The sequence below is a fragment of the Luteolibacter arcticus genome (genome assembly GCF_025950235.1).
Classification (GTDB): domain Bacteria; phylum Verrucomicrobiota; class Verrucomicrobiia; order Verrucomicrobiales; family Akkermansiaceae; genus Haloferula; species Haloferula arctica.
The window spans coordinates 465,778-490,801 of the sequence record NZ_JAPDDT010000004.1 but is presented as its reverse complement, the minus strand read 5'-3'; the positions used below and the strand labels follow the sequence as shown (position 1 = coordinate 490,801).

Here is a 25,024-nt window from a genome sequence, read left to right as displayed (position 1 = left end):
AGCTTGAAAGGACAAGCGAGGCCGTGCAATGCCCGAGAGTGCTAGAGGCGGAAGCGCGCTTTCACCGCCTCACGTTTCAGCCGCAGCTCGCGCCACTCATTGACCAGCCGGCTGGCCTCGATCACGCCGCAGCCGGCGGGCAGGATGACGTCACAATCTTGCCACCAGAGGCCGCGGATGGCGACGATGGCGTGGAATTCGCCATCGAGGATCGCTCCGAAAGGAGCCCCGAAGTCCTCCGGCGTGCCCAGCCGGCGACGCCAGCCGATGAGCTGGCCGAGGGTCTCCGGCGTGCGGGGCAGGGGGCCGAGCGCGGGGGTCGGATGGAGCCGGCGAACCAACTGGGCCGGACTTTCGTCGCCCGCGAGATCGACTTCGATCGGCGTGTGGAAATGAACGATCGAGCCGAGTTCCATGATGCCCCGGGGGCCGCGGCGGACGTGGCCGATGTCGCCGAGCTTCGACACCAGCGACTGCGCGACGTATTCGTGCTCGCGGATCTCCTTTTCATCCACGGCGAGCACGTCGCGCTCCTCGGTGCGGGCGGTGCCGGCGAGCGCCATGGTTTTCAAGACGCCGCCGGTGACGGATAGCAGGCGCTCGGGTGAGGCCCCGGCGAAGCCCGAGCTGCCGTCAGAGAATCCATAGCCCAACAATGGCTCGCTGCTTCCGGTGGCTGCAGCGAGGAGACGATGGCCCGGTGGTTCTTGAAGGGTGCCGCGTTCCACCACCACGGGCACGGTTTTCTCGAAGGCACCGGTACGGATCGCGGCGCTGATCTCCTGGAAGACCGAGGCGAAGTCGGAGGCCTCGGGAGGCAACCACGTGCAGGACAGCGGCTCGCCGACCGGGCCGATGCGGGCGGCTACATCCTCGCGTCCAACAACCTCCCAGTGTTGTGGAACCAGCCATGGCTCGGGAGCCGTCAGGCCGAAGTCATTCCGGTAGAAGGCGGCACCACCGGTTGGCGGGCTTGCCGAGGATACGAAGGGCCCGTGACCGACAAGCGAGCGACCATCCGGCAGGTCGAGGAAGGCGAAGCTATGGGAACTCACGATGCGGGTCCTCCTGCTCTCAAGCGGTCAATTTCCTCGGACATCGCGGCGGTGAGTTGCTCCAGTTCCCCGGCCCGATTGGCCATCCGCGCCGCCGCAAATCCATGAAGGGCGAAGCCCACGGAAAGAAGAATCAAGCCGCACGGAATCATCGCTCCGCCGACGACCATCACGGTGGGGGCGGCGGATCCTCCGCCCGACAACGTGCCGCTGCCGGCCATCGAAGTGCGCATCGCATCAAAGAAGATCCAAGTGCCCACGGCATAGAGGATCGGCCCGACCGTGCAGAGACCGATCCCGATCATCATCAGCCACCAGGCCGCTCCGCGACGGCCGGCTCGATGTAGGCCCACGATTCCCGCCCAGAAGCCGGACATCAGCCCCAGAAAGAGGACCAGCGAAAGGATCCCGAACAAAGACGATGCGGTGGCCATGCGGCATCCAAGGCCGCGGCTGAGGATGTAGTCAACCGCGGACGGCGTGGCTTTCAGGGTCTGGCACGTTCATCCTTGAGCCGGTCGATCTCTTCGGACATCGCGGCCACCAGTTGCTCGAGGTCGCCCTGGCGCTCCGTGGCCCGAGCCGATCCAAGCCCGTGAAGGGCAAATCCCGTGGCAAACAGGAGGGAACCCAAGGTTGAGATGGCGTAAGGGATGTAAACCCAAGCCATCCCCGTCCAGCCAAGGTTTTGAAATCCGGTAAGCGAGTAGAGGAATGGCAACACGAGCATCAGGGAATTGATCGTCATGCCGACGACCATCAAAACCCAAGCTACGCCGCGTCGTCCGCGGCGAAGGCCCATGATGCCCACCCAATGGGCGATGATGACGGGCAGCCCGATGAGGGAGAGGAGGGATAACACCCTATGATCCAATCTTTCCAGGTCACTTCCGTCAACAACCCCGGAGCAGGGGCCGCGTCAACGATCCGACGTTTCGTCGTCATCCTTCGCCGTCGGCAGTTTCGCGACCTCATCCAAGAGGTTCACGATTTCCACGCCGCGCTCGGCGGATCCGTCGTGGCGGAAGCTGAGAACGGGCAGCGACTTCAGCACCACGCGCTTGGAGATCTTCTTCTGGATGCTGCCGTGGTCACGGTTGAGCTTTTCCAGAACCGACTCCACGCGGCCGCCGAGCACGCTGATCCAGACCTTCGCCTCCTTGATGTCCTGCGTGGTTTCCACGGCAGCCACCGTCACCAGCGAGCCGTTCCACTCGTAGTCCTTCTGGACCACGGTGCCGATCTCGCGCTTCAGCAGCTCATTGACCCGGTCGATGCGGAGGCTCATGGGAAGTTGAGAGTCGATGGTTGAGAGTTGAGAGAAAGGAAAACCGGAGCAGAGGCTGAGGTCTTACTCTCAACCCTCCACCCCGGACTCTCAACTTCTTTAGAGCCCCTGCGGGATCTTCTCGAGCGTGTAGCACTCGATGATGTCGCCTTCCTGGTACTCGTTAAACTCGCCCAGGCGGATACCGCACTCCATGCCCGACTTGACCTCGTCCACTTCGTCCTGGAAGCGGCGGAGAGTGGACATCTTGCCATCGAAGACCGGCACGCCACCGCGAATGACGCGGGCGTGGGACTTGCGGTGAATCTTGCCATCCGTGACGTAGGAACCGGCGGCGCGGCCCTTCGACTTGGAGAGTTTGAATACCATGCGCACCTCGGCGTGGCCGATGATGTTCTCGCGGGTAAGTGGTTCAAGCAGGCCGAGCATGGCCTCGCGGACCTGATCGATCAGTTCGTAAACGATCGAGTAGAGCTTCACCTGGACGCCCTCGGACTTGACCGCCTTCACGGCGTTGGCCTCGACCTTGACGTTGAAGCCAAGCACCACTGCATCCGCAGAGCTGGCCATCTGGATGTCGCCTTCGGTGATCGGGCCGGCAGCGGCGATGATGACCTGGGTGTTGACCTTGTCGGACTTGATGTCGCCGATCGCGTTCTTGATCGCTTCGACCGAGCCCTGGACGTCGCACTTCAGCACGATCTTGAGGGCGGCCTTGCCGGTGCCATCGATGACGTTGGAGAAGAGATCCTCCATGCGGCTCTTGCGGGTCAACTGGAGGCGATCGTTACGGCGGTCGAGCTGGCGTTCATCGGCCAGCTTCTGGGCGGCGCGGATCGAGTCCATTTCCACCAGGCTGTCGCCGACGTTCGGCATTTCGTCGAAGCCGATGACTTCGACGGGCGTGCCGGGCTTGGCTTCCTTGACGGATTCGCCGCGGTCGTTGATGAGGGACTTCACCTTGCCGGCAAAGGGACCACAGATGAATGGCGTGCCGGTTTTGAGCGTGCCGGTCTCGACGATGACGGAGGCGGTCGCACCGCGACCGGGTTGCACGCGAGCCTCGATGATGGCGGCGCGGGCATTGCCCTTCGGGTTCGCCTTGAGTTCGAGCACTTCCGCCTGGAGGGCGAGCAGCTCGAGCAGGGCGGGAATCCCGACACCGGTGAGGGCGGAGATTTCCACGGCCTCGACGTCGCCGCCGTAGTCCACGGTTTGCAGGCCCTTTTCCGCGAGTTGCGTTTTCACGCGCATCACGTTGGCAGACGGCAGGTCGACCTTGTTGATGGCGACGATGATGGTCTTCTTCGCTTTCTTGGCGTGCTCGATGGCTTCCAAGGTCTGCGGCATGATCCCGTCATTGGCGGCTACCACGAGCACGACAATGTCCGTGATGTCCGCGCCGCGGGCGCGCATGTCGGAGAAGATGGCGTGACCCGGGGTATCGATGAAGGTGATCGGCTTGCCCTCGTGCTCCACCTTGTAGGCGGCCACGTGCTGGGTGATACCGCCGGCCTCGCCCTTGGTGATGGTGGACTTGCGGATGTAGTCGAGCAGGGAGGTCTTCCCGTGGTCGACGTGACCCATGATCGTGATGATCGGCGGGCGGAGCTGGAGGAGGTCCTCCGGCTCGTCCTGCGGGGCTGCCGGCTCGACGACGACTTCCTCGATCTTGTGAACGCCACCGCCCTTTTCGCGCTTCTCGCGTTCGAAAATGAAGCCATGGAGTTCGCAGACCCGGGCCGCGATGTCAGGCTCGATCGCCTGATGCGGTGCGACGAAGATCTGAAGCTTGATCAGATCGGCAAGCAGCACGAAAGGCTTGAGGCTCATCCGCGCGGCAAGCTCGCTGACGATGATCGGCGGCTTGATGCTGATGATGTTGCCAGTGTCCTCTTCTGCTGCAGGTTCCTCGGCAACCGGGACGACCGGTGAGACGGAAGCCGCTGACGGCGGGGGAGTGGCCGGCACCTCCGGAGCGGGTGCGGGCTCCTCTTCGAGGAGCTTCGAAATCGTGGGCAGCGCCGACTTGCCCGATTGCTCGGTCTTGCGGACGGTGGTGCGCTTCTTCTTCCCGGCGTCTTCGAAGATGTCGAGGGCGGCAGCCTTGGCCTTGTCGAGTGCGCTTGGCGGAGCCGGGGTATCCGCGACCGTTTGGGCGGCCCGCTGGCGATCGCGGCGCGACTGGACCTTTGGTTCCTCGATCAGATCGAGGACCTTTTTCTTCGGAGGCGTGCTATCCTTGTCTTTTGGGGCCATCAGGCAGGTGTGTCGTCGTTTCGGAGCACTTCCGGCTCCGGGAAATAAAGTATTCAAGTAGACGGGGAGTTCGTCTTGGCGCGATCGAGGATGTCTTGGGCGCGCTCTTCGGAAATCTCGAGGTTGGCGGCAATATAGTCCACCGGCATCTCCGCGACAATCTCGGCGGACATGCCACCGGCGCGGAACAGCTTGGCGGCCAGATCGTCATCGAGACCGAGCTGCTCGGCCATCGAGTGGGCGGCACCGGCGATCTTCTTTTCGAACTGCTCCAGCTTGCTCTCGTCCTTGCGGACCTGGACGTCCCAGCCCATCAGGCGGGAAGAGAGGCGGGCATTCTGGCCGCGGCGGCCGATCGCCTTGCTAAGGTCTTCCTCGTCGACGGTCACGTGGACCACGCGGTTTTCCTTATCCACGGTGATGGTGCGGAGCACGGCCGGCTTGAGAGCCTCGCGGACGAATTCCTCCGGCTCATCGCTCCAGCGGATGATGTCGACCTTCTCGTTGTTGAGCTCGCGGACGATGTTCTTCACGCGGGCGCCACGCAGGCCGACGCAGGCACCCACCGGGTCCACCTTGTCGTCGGTGCTGAAGACGGCGACCTTGGTGCGGTAGCCGGCTTCGCGGGCGATTCCGCGGATTTCCACGGTGCGGTCGGAGATTTCATTCACCTCGGCTTCGAAGAGGCGGCGGACGAAATTCGGGTGGCTGCGGGAGAGGATGATCTCGGGGCCGCGACCTTCGTTTTCCACGGCCACGACGTAGGCGCGGATGCGGTCGCCGATGTTGTATTCCTCGGTCTGGACGCGCTCGCGGGACGGCATGACGCCCTCGAACTTGCCGAGGTCGATGAGCACGTCGCTGCGGTCGAAGCGGCGGACGGTGCCGGAGACGATGTCGCCGGCGCGGTCCTTGAACTCCTCGTAAATCATCTCCTTCTCCGCCTGGCGGAGGCGCTGCATCATCGTCTGCTTCGCGGTCTGCACGGCGATGCGGCCGAAGTCTTTCGGCGTGACGTTGAACTCGACCTGATCACCCGGCTGGGTCTCGGGATTCTTCTTGAGCGCGGTGGCAAGCGGGACCTCGTTGAACTTGTCCTTGTAATCCTCGTCGGCGACGGCCGTCAGCACGGCGAAGATGCGGGTCTCGCCCTTCTTGGTATTCACATCGGCGCGCAAGGTCTCGATGGCATCGGCCCCTGGGACCATCTTGCGGTAGGCGGAAATGAAGGCGTACTCGAGCGCGGCAACCACCTTGTCGCGGTCGATGCCTTTTTCTTTCTCGTAGTAGTCAATGAGGGCGACGATGTCGTTGGTCATGGCGGGCAGTGCGGCGCGTTTGCGCTCCGTATGTCCAGAGACGCGAAAGAGCGGGTGTTTCGACCCGCTCTGTCGCGTCGGAAGATTGATCGGCGGGGGGATACGGCGGAAAACCTTGAGTTGCAAGCCGAATCTCCCACCAGCCTCAGGGAGAAACGGGGCGCCATCGCAAGCTCCTGAATTCACCGGTGGTCTGCCATGTGGCGAGCCCGAAAGGGGCACAGACGTCGATCGGTCCGGGGCGCAGAGTGAGGCTCCGGCCGGCGGTCGGGAGGTCGATCACGCGCTCGCCGTCGATCCATGCTTCGATGCGTTCCCCGGTGCATTTTGCCCGCAGCCGGTACCACCGTTCCTTCTCAAAGGCGCGGTGCTGGGTCGTGTCGTTCTCGGACGCGTCCTTGCCATCGATCGACGATAGACCGACGAGGCTGCCGCCCCAGCCGCCGACCACCCAGGTCACGCACTCGCCGCTGGCTCCAACGGGAAAGGTCAGGCCGCAGAAGAAATCGGTGCCGTCGATCCGGCGGGCTTCGAGTTCCATCTCGAAGGGCACCGTCAGAGGTGGTCCGGTCCATTTTGCGGCGCTCAGGCTCTCCCCCCACTGGAGGCGGAGGACGCCGGAAGAGGGAGACGACAGCTCGCCGCCCATGGCGGGTGTCCAGTGACTGTCGACGAGCGGCTGCCACGGGATCTCCGGCTCTGCCTCCGCTCGAGCGGCTGGCGGTTCAGGCCGCCGACAGGCTGCAGGGAGGGTGGCGAGGGTGAGCTGGAGCCAGCCGCGGCGATTCATCGGAGAACGTGTGGGTAAGTGGCTGCGACATGAGATAGCCGGGGGGAAGCAAACGCAATCCCGGGTTGGCGAGTGTGAGGCGTAGCTCCCTGTGCCCGCTCCCTGGAGTGCTGCGACTCGTCGCAGCTTTCGGACAAGTCGCCTGCCGGAAAGCGGTGACGAGTCACCGCACTCCGGGGTGGCTGACGCCGCCACTTTATAGGTTCCCATTCAGGCGGATGAACAGTTTGTCAGCAGTCCGTGGGATTTTCACGGTGACGCGGTCAATGCCGGTTCCGAATCCGTCGTCGGTGACGATGATTTGGACGCCGCCGGTGCCATCGACGGCCGGGGTCCAACTGTCCAGATCTCCATATTGCACGAAGGGACCGGACGCCGCTGAGACGTCGGCGCGGCGGAAGACGAAGGTCGCCCAGTCGGTATCCGTGGTCAGTTCCGGCAGCACCGCGATGGAGGCGGCCCCGCTGCCCGATGGCTTACCGCCGAGCACGAATTCGAGGCTGTTCGGAATGCCGTCCTTGTCTGGATCGGCACTGGCGAGGCGGTCGGCACCGCCCAAGCCCATGTAGTCCAGCCAGAAGGTGAAGCTCGGATCGCCGGGGGGCACCGAGATCGGATTGCCTGGCTGCGTGTCCGCCGGCATCAGGCCGGGATACTCCAGGAATTCCTTCCGGATGATCTGGAGGTCGAAGCTTGGTCCCTGCCACGCCACGGAGAGGTAGTCATCGCCGCCGCCTTCCTTGTGAAGCGCCTCGATGTAACAACGCTGGCCGGCAACCAACGGAATGACCGCTGACTTCTGGTTCACATTGTTGGTCCAGTTCTGATGTCCGGTGGCCCCGGTTGTGAAGGCGATGCGGGCCTTGTTCGCCAGATTGCCATCGGTCGCCACCATCAGGTCGCCGCCATCGTCGGAAGCGATCCAGAACGTATAGTCGCCGGTCCGCGGTGCGATCAGGTAGCCGCTGACCTTCTGGCCGTAGGTGTCGCCCCAGTTTACCGGCGTTTCGAAGCTGTCCACGGTGAGCGTCTGGTTTGGCGTGCCGGGGTAGTTCGGCTTGTTGGTGAGGTCGGTCACGTTGTTGCCGCCGATGCCGGTCCAGATTTCAAGTTTGAGCGCGACGCTGACGGGAGGGTTGCCGGGGTATTGCAGGAAACGCCCGTCGAGGATCTGCCGTGGGAATGATGGCCCTTGCCACGCCACCGACAGGTGGTCGATCGCGCCGCCTTCCTTGTGCAAGGCCTCGATGTAGTAAGTCGTGCCTGCGATCAGTGGCAGGCTGCCGGATTCCTGCGTGGCATACTTGTTCCACTGGCGCGGGTCGGTGAATGCCGTGGTGTGGGCGATGCGCACCTTGTTTGCGGGATTGGCATCGGTGGAAAGCCACAGCTCGCTGGCATCGTCGGAGGCGATCCAGAACTTGAAGTTGCCCGACTCCGGAGCCACCAGCTTCGCGGTGAGACGCTGGCCATAGGTGTCGCCGTGGGCGGCGGGCGTTTCGAAGGTGGTTAGCTGGCCGCGTGCGGTCGGTGTGCCGGCGGTGAAGGCGGCATTTCCGGTGAGATTGGAAACCTGCTCGCCATTGATGCCCGCCCACACCTCGCGACGGATCGATGGAGTGCCGGGGATGACCAGCGGATGCTCCAGGAACTGGTTCGGAATGACGCGCCGCGCGAAGCCAGGGCCTTGCCACGCTACCGCGAGATGGTCGCCGAAGAGGTCTTCCTTGTGCAGGATCTCCAGATAGTAGCGGCGGCCGGCTTCCAGCGCGACGGGCACCGATTTCTGCCCGGCCTGCACGTCCCAATTCTGGGCGGCGACCACATTGTCCACCGCGGCGATCTTGATCCGGTTGGCCGGATTGCTGTCGGTGGAGAGCCACAGCTCGCTGGAATTGTCGGAGGCGATCCAGAAGGTGTAGCGTCCGTGATCCGGCGCAATGAGATAGCCGCTCAGCCGCTGGCCGAAGGTCTCGGCGACATCGGTGCCCGTCGCCAATCCGGCGCCCGCGGCCAACGTCGTGACGGTCGATGGCGTCGCCGGGAACGCGGCATTTCCGGTGAGGTCGGTGACGTTTGCACCCGCGATGCCATTCCACACTTCGCGCTTCAGCAGCGAGCGATCCGCGGGGGTGGTCGGGTGCTCAAGGTATTCGTTGGCGATGACCTTTCGCGTGATGCCCGGGCCTTCCCATGCGACTGCGACGTGATCTCCGCCGGTTCCTTCCCGGTGGCGTGTTTCGATGTAGTAGCGCTTGCCCGCGATCAGGGTGCGGGCGGCCGATTTCTGCGAAGCTCCGGTATCCCAGGCTTCGACACCGGTGGAGCCGGCCACCGAGGCGATCTGCGCCGCGTTCGCCGGGTTTTCATCGGTGGAAAGCCGCAGTTGTCCATCGTCGTCGCAGGCTAGCCAGAAGGTGTAGCTGCCGGTGACCGGTGGGACGACGAAGCCGGAGATGCGATCGCTGTAGTTGTCCGCGATGCCGGCGGATGACTTGAACGTGAAGAGCGCGTTTTCCGAACTTGGCGGGGTGGCTGGCGGTGTGGTCGTGGCATTGCCGAGCCAGATCTCGCGCCTCATGGCGGGGCGATAGGTGTCGGGATACTCGAGGTTGTTGCCGCTGATCCGCGTGCGGGCGAAGCCCGGTCCTTGCCAAGCCACTGCGAGGTGATCGCCACCGTTGCCTTCTTTTTGGAGAGCTTCCACGTAGTAGCGTTGCCCGGCGATCAAGGCGATGACGGCTGATTGCTGGCTCGTCTGATCAGTCCAGCTCTGGTTGCCGGTGGCACCGTTTACACTGGCAATGGTCTTCTTGTTAGATGGATTCGCGTCGGTGGAGAGCCGCAGCTCGCCGCCATCATCGGAGGCGATCCAGAAGGTGTAGTTGCCCGTCGCTGCCGGGATCAGGTAGCCGCTCAGGCGCTGGCCGTAGTTTTCGCCCCAACCCGAGGGCGCTTCGAAGTGCTGGACGTAGCCGCTGTCGTCCGGCGACTGCGGGAAATACAGCGAGCCGGTGAGTCCATCGAGCCCCTGGCCGTCCGCAAGACCGGTCCAGACCTCGCGCTTCAGGCCCGCTTTGACCACATTCACCGTGACCGATGCGGTGTCCGTCAGTGGCGTCGGCCCGTTGTCGGAAACGGTGACCGTGAGCACGCGCGCGCCCACGGGCAGCCGCGAACCGGCCGGGCGGATCGTTCCCGTCGCCGGGTCGATGATGAAGGCTCCGTCGGCATTTCCAGCGGTGATCGAGTACGTCAACGTGGTGCCCGGATCCGACCAGTCCTTTGCTTCCAAGGTGGTGACCATGTCATCGCGATCGAAGACGGTGACCGACTTGTCATTGAGCACGGGCGCGGCGTGATTGTAGAACTGCTGGGTGACGTGGGGTGCGCCGAGCATCACCTGGTCGAAGTCCGGCCCATCCCACGACACGGCGAGATTGTCCGAGACCGCGCCTTCCTTCTGGAGCGCCTCGATGTAGTAAAACTTGCCGGCTTCCAGCGTGATCGCCGCGGACTTCTGGGTGGCGTACTTGCCCCACTCGCGCGAACCGGTGGCACCGGTATGCCAGGCGATCCGCACCTTGTTCGCGGGATTGCTGTCGGTGGAGAGCCACAGCTCACCGTAATCGTCCGACGAGATCCAGAAGGTGTAGCTGCCCGTGTCAGGCGCGCGCAGGTAGCCGCTGAGGCGCTGGCCGTAATTGTCGGCGATGTCCGAAGGCGTCTCGAAGAAGGCCTGGTAAGTGACCGCGGTCGGGCTGTTAGGGAAATTGGCGTTGGAGGTGAGGCTGGTGATCTGGTTGCCGTTGATGCCGGACCAGTACTCGCGCTTGACCGCGCGCGGCTCGACTTCCACGGCAATCTGGGCCGTCCGTTGCAGTCCGCCGGGGTCCGTCACCCGCACGTCCAGCAGGTATTTCGGCAGGGTTGCGAATGATAGCGCGCCATTCACCGTGAGGGCGCCGGTGGTGGCGTTCAGGGAGAAGGCCGTGCCCGTATTCCCGCCGGTGATGGTGTAGGCGGAGACGACCGATCCCGGCTCGAAATCGCCTGCCAGCAAGGTGCCGACGGCGGTCCCGGCCGTGCTGTCTTCGCGCACGCGGAAGGTCATGTTCGCCAGCCACGGCGCGCGGTTCGGCATGGTGCCCGGGAATTCCAGATACTCCATGCCGATGAGTCGTCGTGACAGCGTGGGTGTCTGCCACGCCACCGCCGCGTGATCACCGCCGGCATTCTCCCGGTGCAGGTACTCGATGTAGTAACGCTGGCCTGCAACCAGTGCGACATTGGCGGACTGCTGTGAGGCTTGATTGGCCCAGTCCACGTTGGTGTTCGCGTTGTTGTAAGCGACCCGCACCTTGTTCGCGGGATTGCTGTCGGTGGAGAGCCACAGCTCGCTGATGTCGTCCGCCGCGGTCCAGAAGACGTGGTTGCCGGTTTCGGCCGGGATCAGGTAGCCGCTGAACTTCTGACCGTAATTGTCCGCAGGCCAGGCACCTTGGAAGGTGCCCGCATGTCGGGCGGCGTTCGGGGTATTGGGATAGTTTCCATTCGATGTCAGTCCCGCGAGATTGTTGCCGCTCAGCCCGATCCAGATTTCCCGCTTCAAGCCGCCAAGCGGGCCGACGCGCACATTCACTGCTGCGGTCTGCGGCGAGCCACCGCTGGTGTAGGCCACGGTCAAGGTGAACACGGGGGTTCCAGTGAGCGCGGAGGCATTGGCCACGCTCAAGACGCCGCTGCCGCTCTGGATGGCGAACGCCGTGCCGGTGTTGCCCGCGGTGATCGAGTAAGCGGAACCTCCCGGGGCCACCGTGCCGAGCACCGCGCTATTCAGGGCATTGACCGGGACGCGGAATCGCCAGCCGGGTGAGGGGACGGTGCCGCTGATCGTGTATTCGCCGATCGAGCCATAGTCATCGTAGCCATTCGAGGCCCAGGTGCCGTTGCCGACACCATCCACCGTCACCGTGTAAGTGCCCGCGGCGAGCGCGGAGGAAAGCGTGGCGCTCAGTTGGTTCGCCGGGCTGGCGGTCGCCACCAGCGTGCCGGTGGAGTTGTAGAGCTTGGCCTCGATGTCGAGGTTCGGGCTATTGACCGCACCGGTGAACTGGAGATTCAGGTTTCCGCCGCCGGTGGTGAAGGTGAACGCATCGAGGTCATCCGGGCTGGCGATCACGCCGCTGTTAGAAACGCTGCCGCCCGCGCCGATGGCCAGTGGCGTCGACTGCACGGCGTCCGGTGCATGGTCATCGAGCCGCCGCTCCACGGACGATCCGATCTGGATCAAGTCGTCCTGCTGCTGGGCGGCATTCGCATAGTCGCCCTTGCTCCATTGGCAGATGTTCTGGCTGTAGGGAGCGCCCATGATCGGCCCCCAGGTCATCGCACCGCTGCCATGGCCGCCGTAGTAGCCCTGGGTGGTGGTGTCGTCATGATGAAGGCCGAAGGTATGGCCGACCTCATGCGAGATCACCACCGCGCCGCCGTTGCCGCGGTAGAAGTTCCAACACACTGGGTCGCCGGATTCGCGGAACGTGTTGTTGAATGCCACGCCACCGGCCGAGGCGAAGTTGTTCGTGGTGGTGATGCAGCGGATCCGAAGTCCCTGCGGCGCGCGCAGGTAGGCTTGCAGGTCGGTGGTGACATTCACCTCGAAGGGCGCGAAGTCCTCTGCCACCCGCCGCCAGATATCGGTCACCTCGCTGGCCGGCAGGTTGTAGGCCGGCGCGATGATCCGCCGCCCGCCTTCCCACGAATGGCCCTCGATCACCTCGCCGTCGAAATCGAGATAAACCGTCGCCTCCGCGCGTGGCAGGCTGCTCAGGATGGGGATCGCTTCGTAGATGATCCCGACCGAGCGCCCGCCATTGTAGATCGCCGCCTTCTCGGGATCCGGCCCCTCGACTTTCGCCAGTGGCTTCCAGTTCGGCTCCGGCTCGCAAATCACCTCGCCGATCGGCCGTCTTGCGACCTGCAAGCCGCCGTCCGGGCCACTGGAGTAAACAAATGCGCTACGATCCTTCTTTTGCAGAATGAAGCCGCGGTAACCCCACGGTTCGCCGCCGATTTCAAAGGTGCCGCTGCCGTCTTCCAAGTCACCTCCCGCCGCGGCGGCACCGTTTGGATAGCGGTTTACGTAGTTCAGTCGGCCGGCCGCCTCTCTGCCGTCCGGCAGGGGCAAGCGGATGACCGTTCCTTTTTCCAGAGCGCCGATGTCACCGAAAGGCCCGGCGTTCTCCGGGGTCACCGGTTCCGGCCGGGTGACCGGCAACGCTGCATCGGCCTTATTTTCCTTCGCATCCGCCGCCGCGGAAGGGGCGGTCGCTTGGGCGGCGGCCTCCGGTTTCTCCTGCAGCCAGCCGAGCGCCAGCAAGCTGGCTCCGGACGTCAGGGACGCGAGCAAGACCTTGGTCGAATTCTTCATTGGGTTTTGGGACGAGCCGACTTCCAGCCGGGGGAGGGGAGTCGAGGCTTAGGGTAACGTCGCTTGTCTCCCGATGGCTTAGTCCTCATTTTTGACTGTTAGTAAGGGAGCTAGGTGGCCGTCGGGGTGCATGGCCTCTCACTTTCTTGGATTCCGGTCATTCTGTACTACAGCGGGCGAAAGCGCATCCTGTGAAAACATCTAGGAAACCGGACCGCCGGCCTTCATCCTCGCGCCCGTGATCCAAGCCCTCTTTCTCGATGCCGCCGGCACCTTGATCGAGCCCGCCGAGCCGGTCGCCGAGGTCTATGCCCGGACGGCCGCCGCTTTCGGTCAGCCGGTCGAACCGGCGCTGGTGAAGAAATGGTTCCGCCTGGCCTTTGGTGGCATTGGCGATCCGGAATACGCTGCCTACCCGGATGGCGATGCGGCAGAGCGTGAGTGGTGGGGGAACGTGGTTCTTACCGTCTTTAACAAGAGCTTGGGCACACCGCTGCCGGAGGGTTTTTTCCGACCCTGCTTTGAAGCGCTGTTCGCGCACTATGCCGACCCGGCCGCGTGGCGGGTATTTCCGGAAGTCCCCGGCGTCCTCGCAGACGCCCGGGCCGCTGGCCTGCGATTGGCGGTGGTCTCGAATTTCGATCTCCGCCTGCGTGGCATCCTCGCCGGCCATGGCCTGCATTTCGATGAGGTGATCACCTCCGCCGACGCCTGCGCCCGCAAGCCGGACTTCGCGATTTTCCGCATGGCTCTCGACCGGCTCGGGCTTCACCCCCACGAAGTCCTCCATGCCGGCGACTCGCCTGTGGCGGACATGGAGGGGGCCGGCGCTGCGGGAATCGAGGCCTGTCTCATTGAGCGTCCGGCCAGCGATCTCCGCACTTTCCTCTCCGGAGCTCTCGGGCGGTGTGGAAAATGATCTTGCCAAACCCTGACCCCGCCTCTACCCATCCGCGCCCCGGCGGCCCCCAAGGTCACCGGATCCGGAACGGAAAAAAGCGAGGATAGCTCAGTCGGTAGAGCAGTTGGCTTTTAACCAATTGGTCCTGGGTTCGAGTCCCAGTCCTCGTACTTTCAGAATAAGCAACTTGTGGGAGTCGGGTTTCTCGGGTTTCCCATTGTTGTTACATCTGTCGGCTGGAGGATCTGAACAATTTCCGTAGACCGAAAGCCGCGCCTGGCCTGACCTTCGCTGGATTCAAGCAATCCCCCGAGCTAGGTCTGCCATTGAGCGCCGACTGTCCATCTCGCCGGCTTCCGTCTCGCGTGGCTTATCGGCCGGTTTGCTGGATCGGCGGCACCAACTGCTGCACTAGGGCCTGCACCATGCGCGGCAGGTCGTAAGGAAAACGAGAGGTGATCAGGTTGCCGTCCACCACGCACGGTTCGTCGAGCACGGTCGCGCCCGCATTCTCCAGATCGACATGGATGTTCCAGACGGCGGTGGCGCGTTTGCCCTTGAGGATGCCGGCGCTGACCATGACCCACTGGCCGTGGCAGATGGCGCAGGTCGGCTTGCCCGCGCTGTGCATGTCACGGACGAAGGCTCGCGCCAGTTCGTCCATGCGCAGGGCATCGGGATTCCAGCAGCCGCCGGGAAGGATCACCGCGTCGTAGTCTGCGGCCGTCACCTCGTCAGTATAGCGGTCGATGGGGATCCAGCCGGCGTTTTCCATCAGCCGGATGGCGAGCACATGGGTGGCGGCGACCGGTGGGAAGCGCAGCCCGAGCGTGGGGTGAAACTCGCCGATGCGTGGGGAGACCACGTGGACGGTCGCGCCATGTTCGGCGAGCCAACGCTGTGCGCCGATGATCTCCACTTCCTCGACGCCATTGGTGCAGCAGATGGCGATGCGCTTGCCGGCGAGCAAGGCGGGGTCGGACGGCGGGTCGAAGAGGAAGGCGTTCAGTTCGCGATTGAGTTCGCCATCGGCGGTGGCCAGCAGCTCGGTCGAGATGGAAGGCACCGGCGACGGTGTCATGAGCTGTTGCATGCGGGAGAAGGCGGCGGCTTGGGGTGGGGTGGTGTTCATGGATGGAGATTGCGATGCCGGGGCGGGGGATGGCGAGGGCGCGTTGGATTTCATCGCCGCGCCGCGGGTCGGGCAGACCGATGGGGTCAGCCGGGGAAGGGATGCTTCCACGGTGCGCGGTATTCGCGCTTGAGCAGCTTGGAGGCCTCGGGATTGCCCGTGATCTGTTCGGTTTTCGCGTCCCAGGTGATCTTCGCGCCGGTGTCGTAGGAGATCATCGCCAGCTTCACCGCCGTCGTGGAAAGGTGGCCTTCTTCCGGCGTGCACGACGGTTGCTGGCGCGAGCGCACGGCTGCCAGGAACTCGGCGAGGTGCTCGGCGCTGGAGTCGTTGCGGACTTCATTCACCTTCGGCTGTTGGCCGCGGCCTTGGGGAAGGACGATCCATTTGTTATCGGAGCAGAAGACGGTCTCCTTCTCGCCGTAGAGGAAGATGCCGTTGGAAGTCTCCGGGTTCATGTCCTGTGCTCCCCAGATGCGATGACGCCAGGTGAGCGGGAAGTCCTCGAACTCGAAGTGCACCGTCAGGACGTCCGGCGTGGTGATCTTGCCCTTCAGGTGATACAAGCCCCCTGCGGCGGCGACGGACAGCGGTGCGCCCGCGCCGAGGATCCAGCGCGCACTGTCGATGAGATGTGCACCCCAATCGACGAGGTGGCCGTGGCCGGTGGTCTTCTCGAGCCGCCAGTTCATGTGGCCGACGGCCGCGCTGTAGGGGATGAGCGGGGCGGGTCCGCACCACTGGTCCCAATCGAGCGAGGCGGGCGGGTCGGTGGCCGTGGGATCGGGTGTCGGCGCGGTGTAGTGGATCTGCGCTTCGGCGGAGAGGATGCGGCCGGCCTTGCCCTCCTGGATGTATTTGCGCGCCTCCACGAAGCCGCTTGCGTGACGGCGTTGGAAGCCGATCTGCACGATATTGCCCGCTTTCCTGGAGGCATCGACCATCGCGCGGCCTTCGCGGATGTCATAGGCGAGGGGCTTCTCGCAGTAGATCGCCAGGCCTTTCTCACAGGCAGCGATGAAGGGCAGGGCATGCCACTGCGGCGGAGTGGCGATGATCACGGCCTGCAGGTTTTCCTCGGCGAGCAGGGCGGGGTATTCCTTGAAGGTCTTCGGGCGGCTGCCCTGGAGCTTTTCGATTTCATCCGCAGCCTTGGCGAGGTGCTCGCTGTCCACGTCACAAATCGCCACGACTTGTACGCCGCCGGCCTTGAATGTGGCCTTCACATCGACCATTCCCCACCAGCCGCAGCCGATGAGGCCGAGCCTGATGGGCGGGCCGGGATCCTCTTGCGCGCGGGACCGGAGGGTGGTGAAGGCAGCCGCGGCGGCGGCGGTGCCAATGAAACTGCGTCGGCGAAGCGTGGTCATGGAGGTGCGATCCTGGATTCTTGGTCTTGGCGGGAAATAGCCGGGGCACCGGCGGATGACGAGTGAAAATTAACCGATTAATTTGAGGCTTGCATTTGTCATTGCGTGCGGGCAGCAACTTGCCTGCCCAAGCTCGCGTTCCGTCACGTGAGGGAGAACCCCTGCCGTCCCGAAAAACCATGCATGCCATCCGCCTGACGCTCCTCCTGCCGCTGGCCGCCCTCGGTGCGGTCCTGGCCAAGCCCCTGATCGCGCCGAAGCCGGAGGCACGGCGGCTGGAGGTCCTCTTCTTCGGAGCGCCCACGGCCAATGGCCCCGGCCACGACCCGGTGACCCGCTACCGGGCGATCAAGCGCAACCTCGGCACGGAGGGAATTGATTTCACCTACTCGGAGAACCCTGCCGAAGCGCTCAGCCCTAGCACGCTCGCCAAGTACGACGCCGTGCTGATGTATGGCAACTGGGAGCAAAACGGACCGATGCCTACCGCACAGCTCAGCTCTCTAACAGCCTATGTGGAGAATGGCGGCGCCTTCCTGCCGATTCATTGTGCCTCTGCCTGCTACGGTAAGTCCCCGGAGTTCATCAAGCTGGTCGGCGGTCGCTTCAAGGGCCACACGGCGGGAGTCTTCAAGGCGACCAACGTCAATCCGGAGCATCCCATCATGCGCAGTTACGGCGGCTTCGAGGCATGGGATGAAACGTATGTGCACGACACCCAGAGCGAAGACCGGGTGATTCTGGAGAAGCGCGATCAAGAGCCGTGGACGTGGGTGCGAGAACAAGGGAAAGGCCGCATCTTTTACACGGCGGCGGGGCATGACCACCGGGTGTGGGACCAGCCCGCATTCCGTGATCTGATCAAGCGGGCGATCTTGTGGAGCGTGGGTCCGGAGAAGCAGGCGAAGCTTGCAGCGCTGGAGTTGCCGGTGCTGGAGCAACAGGAGGTGGAGCTGCCCGGCTACGTGAAGCGCGAGCTCATCACCAAGGCGCAGAAGCCCCTGTCCGCTGAGGATTCGATGAAGCTGGCCCAGGTGCCCGCGGGCTTCGAGCTGTCGCTGTTCGCCAGCGAGCCGGACATCGTGAACCCGATCTTCGTAAATTGGGACCACCGGGGCCGCGCCTTTGTCATCCAGACGGTGGATTACCCTAACAACCTGCACTCCGGCAACCTGGGCAATGACAAGATCATCATCTGCGATGACACCGACAAGGACGGGCGGGCCGACAAGTTTACCACCTTCGCCGACAAGCTTTCGATCCCGACCTCGCTGGTCTTCGCCAACGGCGGCATGATCTGCACCAACGGCACCGACATGCTTTTCCTGCAGGACACCGACGGGGACGACAAGTCCGACGTCCGCAAGGTGCTCTTCACCGGCTTCAGCATGGGCGACACCCACGCCGGTGTCTCGAACCTGCGCTACGGACACGACGGCTGGATCTACGCGACCGTGGGTTACTCCGGCTTCCGCGGCTACGTGGGAGGGAAGCAACAGCAGTTCACGCAGGGGATTTTCCGCTTCAAGCCCGACGCCTCCGAGCTCGAATACCTCCAGCCGACGACCAACAACACCTGGGGTCTGGGGACCACCTCGGACTTCGATGTCATGGGGTCCACCGCGAACGGCAACCCGTCCTTCTATCCGACCCATGCGCAGGCGGCCTACGAGTCGATCGGTCGTCGCGCGCCGCGGACGCCTCGCGCCGATGACAATCCGATTTTCAATCCCAGCTCCACCGACATCCGCCAGGTGGACCAGCATGAGAAGTACACCGCGGGGGCCGGCCACGCCTTCTACACGGCGGAGCGCTTTCCTGCGGAGTGGCGCGAGAAGGCCGCCTTCGTCACGGAAGCCACCGGCAAGCTCGTGGGCACCTTTGACATCACTCGCCAGGGTTCCGGCTACAAGGCGGTGCAGCGCTTCAACAACCTCTACAACAGCGCGGATGCCTGGTCCGGCCCGGTCTGCGCCGAAGTCGGGCCGGATGGCGCGATGTGGATCTGCGATTGGTACAACCTGATCATCCAGCATAACCCGACGCCTAACAAGCGGTCCGCCGGCCTCGATGCGAAGAACGGCAAGGGCAACGCCTACGAGACGCCGCTGCGCGACACCCAGTATGGCCGTATCTACCGGATCTATCCGAAGGGTTCGCCGGACGACGCGACTCCGGGCCTCGATCCCGCGAAGCCGGAGACCTTGATCGCCGCGCTGGATCACCCGAACTTGCTCTGGCGGCTGCACGCGCAACGACTGATCATCGAGAGCGGCAACAAGCAGCTCGCGGAGAAGCTTGGCTCTCTCGCCGCCGCCGGCACCAGGGGTTCGGCGCATGCGGTGTATGCCTTGGCAGGACTTGGCGCGATGAACGAGGACACCGCGAGCACCGCGCTCAAGTCGAAGGTCCGTGCGATCCAGCGCGCCGGTATCAAGGTGGCGACGCCCCAACAGCTCAAGGAGGCCTACATCGCCGAGGGTGCCTTCACGGTCGCCGATGACCGCGAACTGGCAGATGCGCTGGTGTCGCTTTCCCGGCTTCCGGAGGATGTGGAGCTCGGCAAGGCGCTCTTCAATCTGATCACCAAGGAAGAGTCGCGCATTACTGAGGAGGTCACTCTCAAAGACGCCTGGCTCATCGCGGCGCATCGCCATGCCGCCAGTGTGACTGCTGCCGCCAAGGCTGCGGGATACACCGGTGAGGTGATTGAGAAACTGGAGATGCCGAACCAGATGCCCAACCCCGGCTTCAACGAGGTGGTCGATGGCAAGCCGACCGGTTGGAATGAAGTCCGCGTCTATGGCGATGGTACGCCTTTCGACGTGAGCACCACCGCGGACGGTCGGAATGGCACGCCGGGTCTTGCGCTATCGTCCACTGCCAAGGCGGTCGATGGCGGAGCGGTCGTCAACCTGCGGGTCAAGCCGGCCACGCGCTACCGCCTGTCGGTATGGGCGAAAGCGGTGGGCCTCCAGCCAGTTGGCGATGGGCTCGGCGCGATGCTTTTCTGCGAAGGGGGGGAGCGGTCCGGCAACGTCAAGGGGGACTCCGAGTGGACGCAGCTCTCCACGGAACTCGATACCGGCGACCGTAGCCGCCTGCTGGTGCATTGCCTGATCGGTGCCTTCGGTGGCGCGACCGGCACGGTGATCTTCGACGACATATCCCTCACCGAGATTCCCGGTGCCAGCGGGGCGAAAGGCCTGCTCGCGGAGCTTGCGGCAAAGGCGGCCAACCCGGCGGCTTCGGCTACGGCGAAGAAATTCGCGCCCGATCCTGAAGTCCACAAGCGCGGTGCCGAGATCTACGGGCTGACCTGCATCGCTTGCCACCAGCCGACCGGCGCGGGACTGGACGGCGCATTCCCGCCGCTTGATGGTTCCGACTGGGCGACGGGTGATCCGAGCGTGCCGATCCGCATTGTCACTGGCGGCCTTCAGGGGCCGGTCAAGGTTGCGGGGAAGGACTACAACGCGGTGATGCCGGCTCATGTGGACCTTGATGACCAGAAGGTCTCCGATGTCTTGACCTACGTGCGGCAGAGTTGGTCGAACGATGCATCACCGGTCACGCCGGTGCAGGTAAAGGAGATCCGGGAGCGCCACAAGGACCGCACCACGCCTTGGACCGCCGCGGAACTGAGCCGCTGAATTCTTCTCGCATTCATTCCATCGCCCACGATTGCGCCTCATGTCGTTTCCACGGAAACTGGTTTCGTCCCTCACCTTGACCTGCGCCCCAAGCACGCCGCATCGGCACGACCTGACATGAACCCGTCCAAGCTCACCGTCACCGAGAAGATCGGCTACAGCGGCGCCGATGCCGCGGCGAACTTCGTCTTCATGACGATGATTCTGTTCCAGACGAACTTCTACACGGACACCTTCGGTCTTACCGCGAGCGTCGCTGCCGCTATCTTGCTGTGGCCGAAACTGTGGGACGCCATCTTCGATCCCATCATGGGCATCTGGGCGGATCGCACGAACACTCGCTGGGGGAAATTCCGGCCATGGATCCTTTGGACCGCGGTGCCGTGGTCGGTGGTGATGGTCCTCGCGTATACCACGCCGAAGGGCTGGAGCACGGCTTCGCTGATCGCTTACGCCGCGATCACCAACACGATGCTGATGACCCTCTACTCGATGAACAACATGCCCTACTCGGCGCTGGGCGGGGTGATGACGGCGGATCTCAACGAGCGGGCGAAGCTCAACTCCTACCGCTTCGTCGCGGTCAACATCGCGCAATTCATCGTCGGCGGCTTTACCCTGCCGCTGGTTGCGAAGTTTTCGGAAGGCCATGACCGCGCGCATGGCTGGCAGATGACGATGACGATCTGGGCGGTGCTCTGCCTTGTGCTGTTCCTCGTGACATTTTTCACGACCCGCGAGCGCATCCGGCCGGTGAGCGAGTCGCACGCCCCGCCGAAGCAGGACTTCAAAGACCTTCTGAAGAATAGCCCGTGGAAAGTCATGGCGTCCATGACGCTTATCCATTTTGCCATCCTTTCGTTCCGCGGGGGGGCGAACTACAACTACTACCACCAGTACGCGGACCGTGGGGCGATGTATGATTTCCTCGAAAAGATCGGTCTCACGGCGGGACCCCTCGCTCCTGGCCAATCAAAGCCCGGCGGGCTGATGGAGTGGCTTGGCTACATCGTCCACGGTGCGCGCGACGATCTCGCCGCATCGAATGTGGCGGATGTCTTCAACAGCATCATCAACATGGCTGGCACTGCGACAACCATCCTGGTAATCATGTTGTCCGCATCCTTTGCCAGCCGTTTCGGAAAGAAAGCGGTGGCCGTCACGGGGTTCGGCCTCTCGACGGTCTGTGCGTTCGCCTTCTATCTGCTAAGGCCGGCTGATATCGGCGGCATGATCGCCCTTACGATCCTTACTTCGGTCGTGTATGCCCCGACGGTTCCGCTGGTGTGGGCGATGTTCGCGGATGTAGCGGACTACTCTGAATTGACCACGGGCCGCCGTTTTACTGGTACCGTCTTCGCGACCATCGGCTTCTGCCTGAAGGCAGGCCTTGCCTTCGGGCAGGCGTCCTTCCTGTGGGTCATGGCCGGGCTGTTCAACTATGACACGAAGTTTCCCGGTGCCTCCGAGGCGGTGGGCGGCTATCGTTTCAGCGTCTCCATCATCGTGGGGCTGATGTTCGCAGCCTGCACGGTGTTATTAGCGCGGTATAAGCTTAACAAGAACGCCACCATCGAGATGGCTGATGAACTCGCGCGCCGACGGGCCCTCGCGACAAGGGAGGCGACCTTGGCCTGATGGGGGTTTGCAGCTTGCACCGAATCGATTTCATAAGCATCAATGGGGTAGCCCTAGCATCGTTGGAAAACGCCCATGATCCCATCCCGAAGAGCAACGATCAAGGACATTGCCCTCTCCGCCGGCCTGAGCACGGCCGCGGTGTCGCAGGCGCTGCGACCGCACCCTAATTCCAACATCAAGCTCCAAGCCGAGACCATCGAGCGGGTAAAACGGGTCGCCAGCGAACTCAATTACCAACCGCATGCCGGTGCCCGGTCGATCCGCTCCAATAGCTTCGACACCATCGGCTATTTCACCGCGAAGACCGGTCTTTTCGTGAATTCCCCGACGGGCTACCTCGCGGGTGTTCACGACATCGCTGAGGGTCATGGGTCGCGCATCACGCTGATCCGGCTGCCGGCAGACGTTGACGACATCACCAAGGCAATGCCGGCAGTCTTCAGTGAGCGCAACCTGGATGCGCTGGTCATCGAGAGCTATAGCGACCTGGCCCGCCAGATCTATGATCGGGTGCAGCTCTCGCGGCTGCCGCTGGTTTTCCTCAATGACCGCCACGAGACGAATTCGGTCTATGTGGACGACGAGTGGGCAGCCGGGGAGTTGACCCGCCATCTCATTGAAAAGGGCTACCAGCGCATCGGGTTCCTCCACCGTCACACCGAAGGCGATCCGCCGGTGAAGAAGATGCACCACAGCGCCTCCGACCGGGAGTCTGGATACCGCAAGGCCATGCGCAGGGCGAAGCTGCCAGTGTCGTGCCACACGGTCACCACCAAGGGCGTGGTCGGTCTCGATGTCGAATTGTCCGCCGCCGACTGGAAAATGATCCGCCAGCATGATGCGGTGATCGCTTATGACGATGACCTCGCCAACCTCGTCGGTCGCACCGCCTACGATCGGGGTGTGCGGGTTCCGAGGTCGCTGGCGATAGCCAGCTTCAATGGCGACTATGCCTCGCTGTCTGCGTGGCGGCGACTTACCACAATGCAGATTCCCTCATACGAGATGGGGAAGAGAGCGGCGGGGATGGCATTCGAGCTCTCGAAGGGGGGGGCGGAGACGGCGATTCCGTCCGTTGCCTATCGCCCCACCCTGATCGTCGGACAGACGACTTGAATTCATCTCTTTTTTGGTCTTCTAATAAAACGTTTCATTCCCATGACCGCGCCGCTTGCATCCGCCACAGTCATCCGCAATCCTGTGCTGAAGGGCTTCAATCCCGATCCCTCGATCCTGCGGGTGGGCGACGACTTCTATCTCGCGACTTCGACCTTCGAGTGGTTTCCCGGGGTGCAGATTCATCACTCGCGTGATCTCGTGAATTGGCGCTTGTTGACGCGTCCGCTCGACCGCGCCAGTCAGCTCGATATGACGGGGAACCCCGACTCCGGTGGCATCTGGGCACCGTGCCTGTCCTACTCGGACGGCGTGTTTTACCTGATCTACACCGACGTGAAGTACTGGAAGCGGGAGCCCTATAAGATCGCCTACAACTACCTCGTCACCGCGAGGGCGATCGAGGGACCATGGTCCGAGCCGGTGTTCCTGAACAGCAGTGGCTTTGATCCCTCGCTCTTTCATGACGACGATGGACGCAAGTGGTACCTCAACATGGAGTGGGATCACCGCAAGCAGAACAACCGCTTCTCAGGCATCCTGCTCCAGGAGTTCTGTTCGGAATCGCGGACGCTCATCGGTCCGGTGAAGAAGATCTTCAAAGGGACGGAGCGTGGTCTGGTGGAAGGTCCGCATCTCTACAAGCGAAACGGCTGGTACTACCTGCTTACGGCCGAGGGTGGGACCGTGTATGCCCACGCCGCGACCCTCGCCCGCTCGCGCGCTATTGACGGCCCCTACGAGCTGCATCCGCAGAAACATCTGCTCAGCACGTATGGCTGCCTTGAGGCGGAATTGCAGAAGGCCGGCCACGCGTCGCTGGTCGAAACGCATATGGGCGAGTGGTATCTCGCCCATCTGTGCGGCCGTCCCATTGATGGCAGGCATTGCACACTCGGCCGCGAGACTGCGATCCAGAAATGCATCTGGGGGGCGGATGACTGGCTCTATCTCGAACAAGGCGGCATGATTCCGAGCGTCACTACCAAGGGCCCCGCGGGACTTCCTGAGGCTCCCTTCCCTGAAGCCACTTGGGATGGCAATTTCGACTCGCCGGAGCTCAATCTCAATTTCCAAAGCCTGCGTCGGCCGGTAAGCGAAGACTGGCTCAGTCTAACAGAACGCCCGGGCTACCTGCGGCTCAAGGGGATGGAACCGACGATCAGCAGCTTCCGCCAGAGCCTCCTCGCACGGCGCGTCCAGTCCTTCGACATCAGTGTGGAGACTTCCGTCGAATTCCAACCGGAGACTTTTCAGCAGATGGCCGGTCTCATCGCCTGGTACGATACCGAGAATCATTGCTATCTCCGCCTGAGCCACGATGAGACGCTCGGCCGCAACCTCAATATCATTGTCACCGACGCAGCGGAGAGTTGCGAGGTTTTGCTGGACGACGTGCCGGTGCCAGCGACCGGAGGGATTGGCATGCGACTTACCTTGAAAGGTGCCGCGCTCCAGTTTGAGTTCGCCATTGCCGGCGGCGATTGGCGGAAGATTGGTCCTGTCTTGAATGGCGCGATCCTTTCCGACGATTACAGCCACCTCGGCTTTACCGGGGCTTTCGTCGGCATGTGCTGCCAGGACATCAGCGGACAAAAGCGGCAGGCCGATTTCAGCCGCTTCGTCTATCGGGAGAACTCCTGACCTTGGTGGAGGGAGGGATCTCGCGGTCACTTCGCCATCGGGGTTTCCGTGTCGAAGGAGGATGCCCCATTCGTGGATACCGAAGGGGGGTAACCCACTGACTTCTCTTTCACCGGAAGGTGTGAGGTGGTCGCCGCGGGAAACCCGTTGAAGCCCGCGGCGACCACACGTTCTCCTGCAGGAGAGAATGTCGCACACCGGCGACATCCGAATCCGGCCATTCCTGCCGGATTCTTCACGAGAATCATCTCAACCGGGGAATGATCACAAGGAAAAATTAATCGTTTTATTAAAATTCGATGCTTTTGTCGAACTCAGGCGATTGTCTCCGCAGGTCTTTTTGTTAGAGCGCGGGAGGAGCGGGTAAGCTCCGGCTTGTCGGCGGCAACCATGGGGGCAAATACGGACCTGCTGGGAGCTGCCTTC

15 protein-coding genes and 1 tRNA gene are annotated in these 25,024 nt (G+C 63.2%); 6 read left to right on the top strand and 10 right to left on the bottom strand.

Annotated elements, in window-relative coordinates; genetic code table 11:
- Nucleotides 1–41 precede the first annotated feature (41 nt).
- The 8 genes from OKA05_RS12780 to OKA05_RS12745 all read right to left on the bottom strand — a co-directional run bounded on the left by OKA05_RS12780 (nt 42) and on the right by OKA05_RS12745 (nt 13,141).
- Nucleotides 42–1,055, bottom strand: a complete 1,014-nt coding sequence (locus tag OKA05_RS12780; protein ID WP_264487536.1) for a chorismate-binding protein — start codon at nt 1,053–1,055, stop codon at nt 42–44.
- A complete protein-coding gene (locus tag OKA05_RS12775; RefSeq protein ID WP_264487535.1) occupies nt 1,052–1,489 on the bottom strand; it encodes a hypothetical protein in 438 nt (145 codons plus the stop codon). The genes OKA05_RS12780 and OKA05_RS12775 overlap by 4 nt, the downstream gene beginning before the upstream one ends.
- Nucleotides 1,490–1,542: 53 nt before the next feature.
- A complete protein-coding gene (locus tag OKA05_RS12770) occupies nt 1,543–1,917 on the bottom strand; it encodes a hypothetical protein (protein WP_264487534.1) in 375 nt (124 codons plus the stop codon).
- Nucleotides 1,918–1,974: 57 nt separating this feature from the next.
- Nucleotides 1,975–2,343, bottom strand: coding sequence for a 30S ribosome-binding factor RbfA (gene rbfA, locus OKA05_RS12765; RefSeq protein WP_264487533.1), 369 nt, complete (start codon nt 2,341–2,343; stop codon nt 1,975–1,977).
- A gap of 99 nt (nt 2,344–2,442) precedes the next feature.
- A complete protein-coding gene (infB, locus tag OKA05_RS12760) occupies nt 2,443–4,602 on the bottom strand; it encodes a translation initiation factor IF-2 (RefSeq protein WP_264487532.1) in 2,160 nt (719 codons plus the stop codon).
- 53 nt (nt 4,603–4,655) lie between these two features.
- Nucleotides 4,656–5,921, bottom strand: a complete 1,266-nt coding sequence (gene nusA, locus OKA05_RS12755; protein ID WP_264487531.1) for a transcription termination factor NusA — start codon at nt 5,919–5,921, stop codon at nt 4,656–4,658.
- Nucleotides 5,922–6,066: 145 nt separating this feature from the next.
- Entirely contained in the window at nt 6,067–6,711 is a 645-nt protein-coding gene (locus tag OKA05_RS12750) for a 3-keto-alpha-glucoside-1,2-lyase-like domain-containing protein (protein WP_264487530.1), read from the bottom strand.
- A gap of 196 nt (nt 6,712–6,907) precedes the next feature.
- Nucleotides 6,908–13,141, bottom strand: a complete 6,234-nt coding sequence (locus tag OKA05_RS12745) for a PA14 domain-containing protein (RefSeq protein WP_264487529.1) — start codon at nt 13,139–13,141, stop codon at nt 6,908–6,910.
- Between the two features lie 238 nt (nt 13,142–13,379).
- On the opposite strand from OKA05_RS12745, the gene OKA05_RS12740 reads away from it, so the two are divergent.
- Nucleotides 13,380–14,060 (top strand): HAD-IA family hydrolase, encoded by a 681-nt coding sequence (locus tag OKA05_RS12740; RefSeq protein ID WP_264487528.1) that lies wholly within the window; start codon nt 13,380–13,382, stop codon nt 14,058–14,060.
- Between the two features lie 79 nt (nt 14,061–14,139).
- Nucleotides 14,140–14,212: transfer RNA gene (locus OKA05_RS12735), tRNA-Lys, on the top strand.
- 200 nt (nt 14,213–14,412) lie between these two features.
- Here OKA05_RS12735 and OKA05_RS12730 read toward each other — a convergent pair.
- Together OKA05_RS12730 and OKA05_RS12725 are read right to left on the bottom strand one after the other, a co-directional pair.
- Nucleotides 14,413–15,174 carry a type 1 glutamine amidotransferase domain-containing protein gene (locus OKA05_RS12730; protein ID WP_264487527.1) on the bottom strand — a complete coding sequence of 254 codons (762 nt, stop codon included), beginning with the start codon at nt 15,172–15,174 and terminating at the stop codon, nt 14,413–14,415.
- A gap of 86 nt (nt 15,175–15,260) precedes the next feature.
- The gene (locus OKA05_RS12725) at nt 15,261–16,544 is read right to left on the bottom strand and encodes a Gfo/Idh/MocA family protein (RefSeq protein ID WP_264487526.1); all 1,284 of its coding nucleotides are present in this window, start codon (nt 16,542–16,544) and stop codon (nt 15,261–15,263) included.
- A gap of 179 nt (nt 16,545–16,723) precedes the next feature.
- Here OKA05_RS12725 and OKA05_RS12720 point away from each other — a divergent pair, with 179 nt between their 5' ends.
- The 4 genes from OKA05_RS12720 to OKA05_RS12705 all read left to right on the top strand — a co-directional run bounded on the left by OKA05_RS12720 (nt 16,724) and on the right by OKA05_RS12705 (nt 24,598).
- A complete protein-coding gene (locus tag OKA05_RS12720; RefSeq protein WP_264487525.1) occupies nt 16,724–20,197 on the top strand; it encodes a PVC-type heme-binding CxxCH protein in 3,474 nt (1,157 codons plus the stop codon).
- A 117-nt stretch (nt 20,198–20,314) separates the two neighbouring features.
- A complete protein-coding gene (locus tag OKA05_RS12715) occupies nt 20,315–21,835 on the top strand; it encodes an MFS transporter (RefSeq protein WP_264487524.1) in 1,521 nt (506 codons plus the stop codon).
- Nucleotides 21,836–21,910: 75 nt separating this feature from the next.
- Nucleotides 21,911–22,954 carry a LacI family DNA-binding transcriptional regulator gene (locus OKA05_RS12710; RefSeq protein ID WP_264487523.1) on the top strand — a complete coding sequence of 348 codons (1,044 nt, stop codon included), beginning with the start codon at nt 21,911–21,913 and terminating at the stop codon, nt 22,952–22,954.
- Nucleotides 22,955–22,996: 42 nt separating this feature from the next.
- Entirely contained in the window at nt 22,997–24,598 is a 1,602-nt protein-coding gene (locus OKA05_RS12705; RefSeq protein ID WP_264487522.1) for a glycoside hydrolase family 43 protein, read from the top strand.
- Nucleotides 24,599–25,024: the final 426 nt, after the last annotated feature.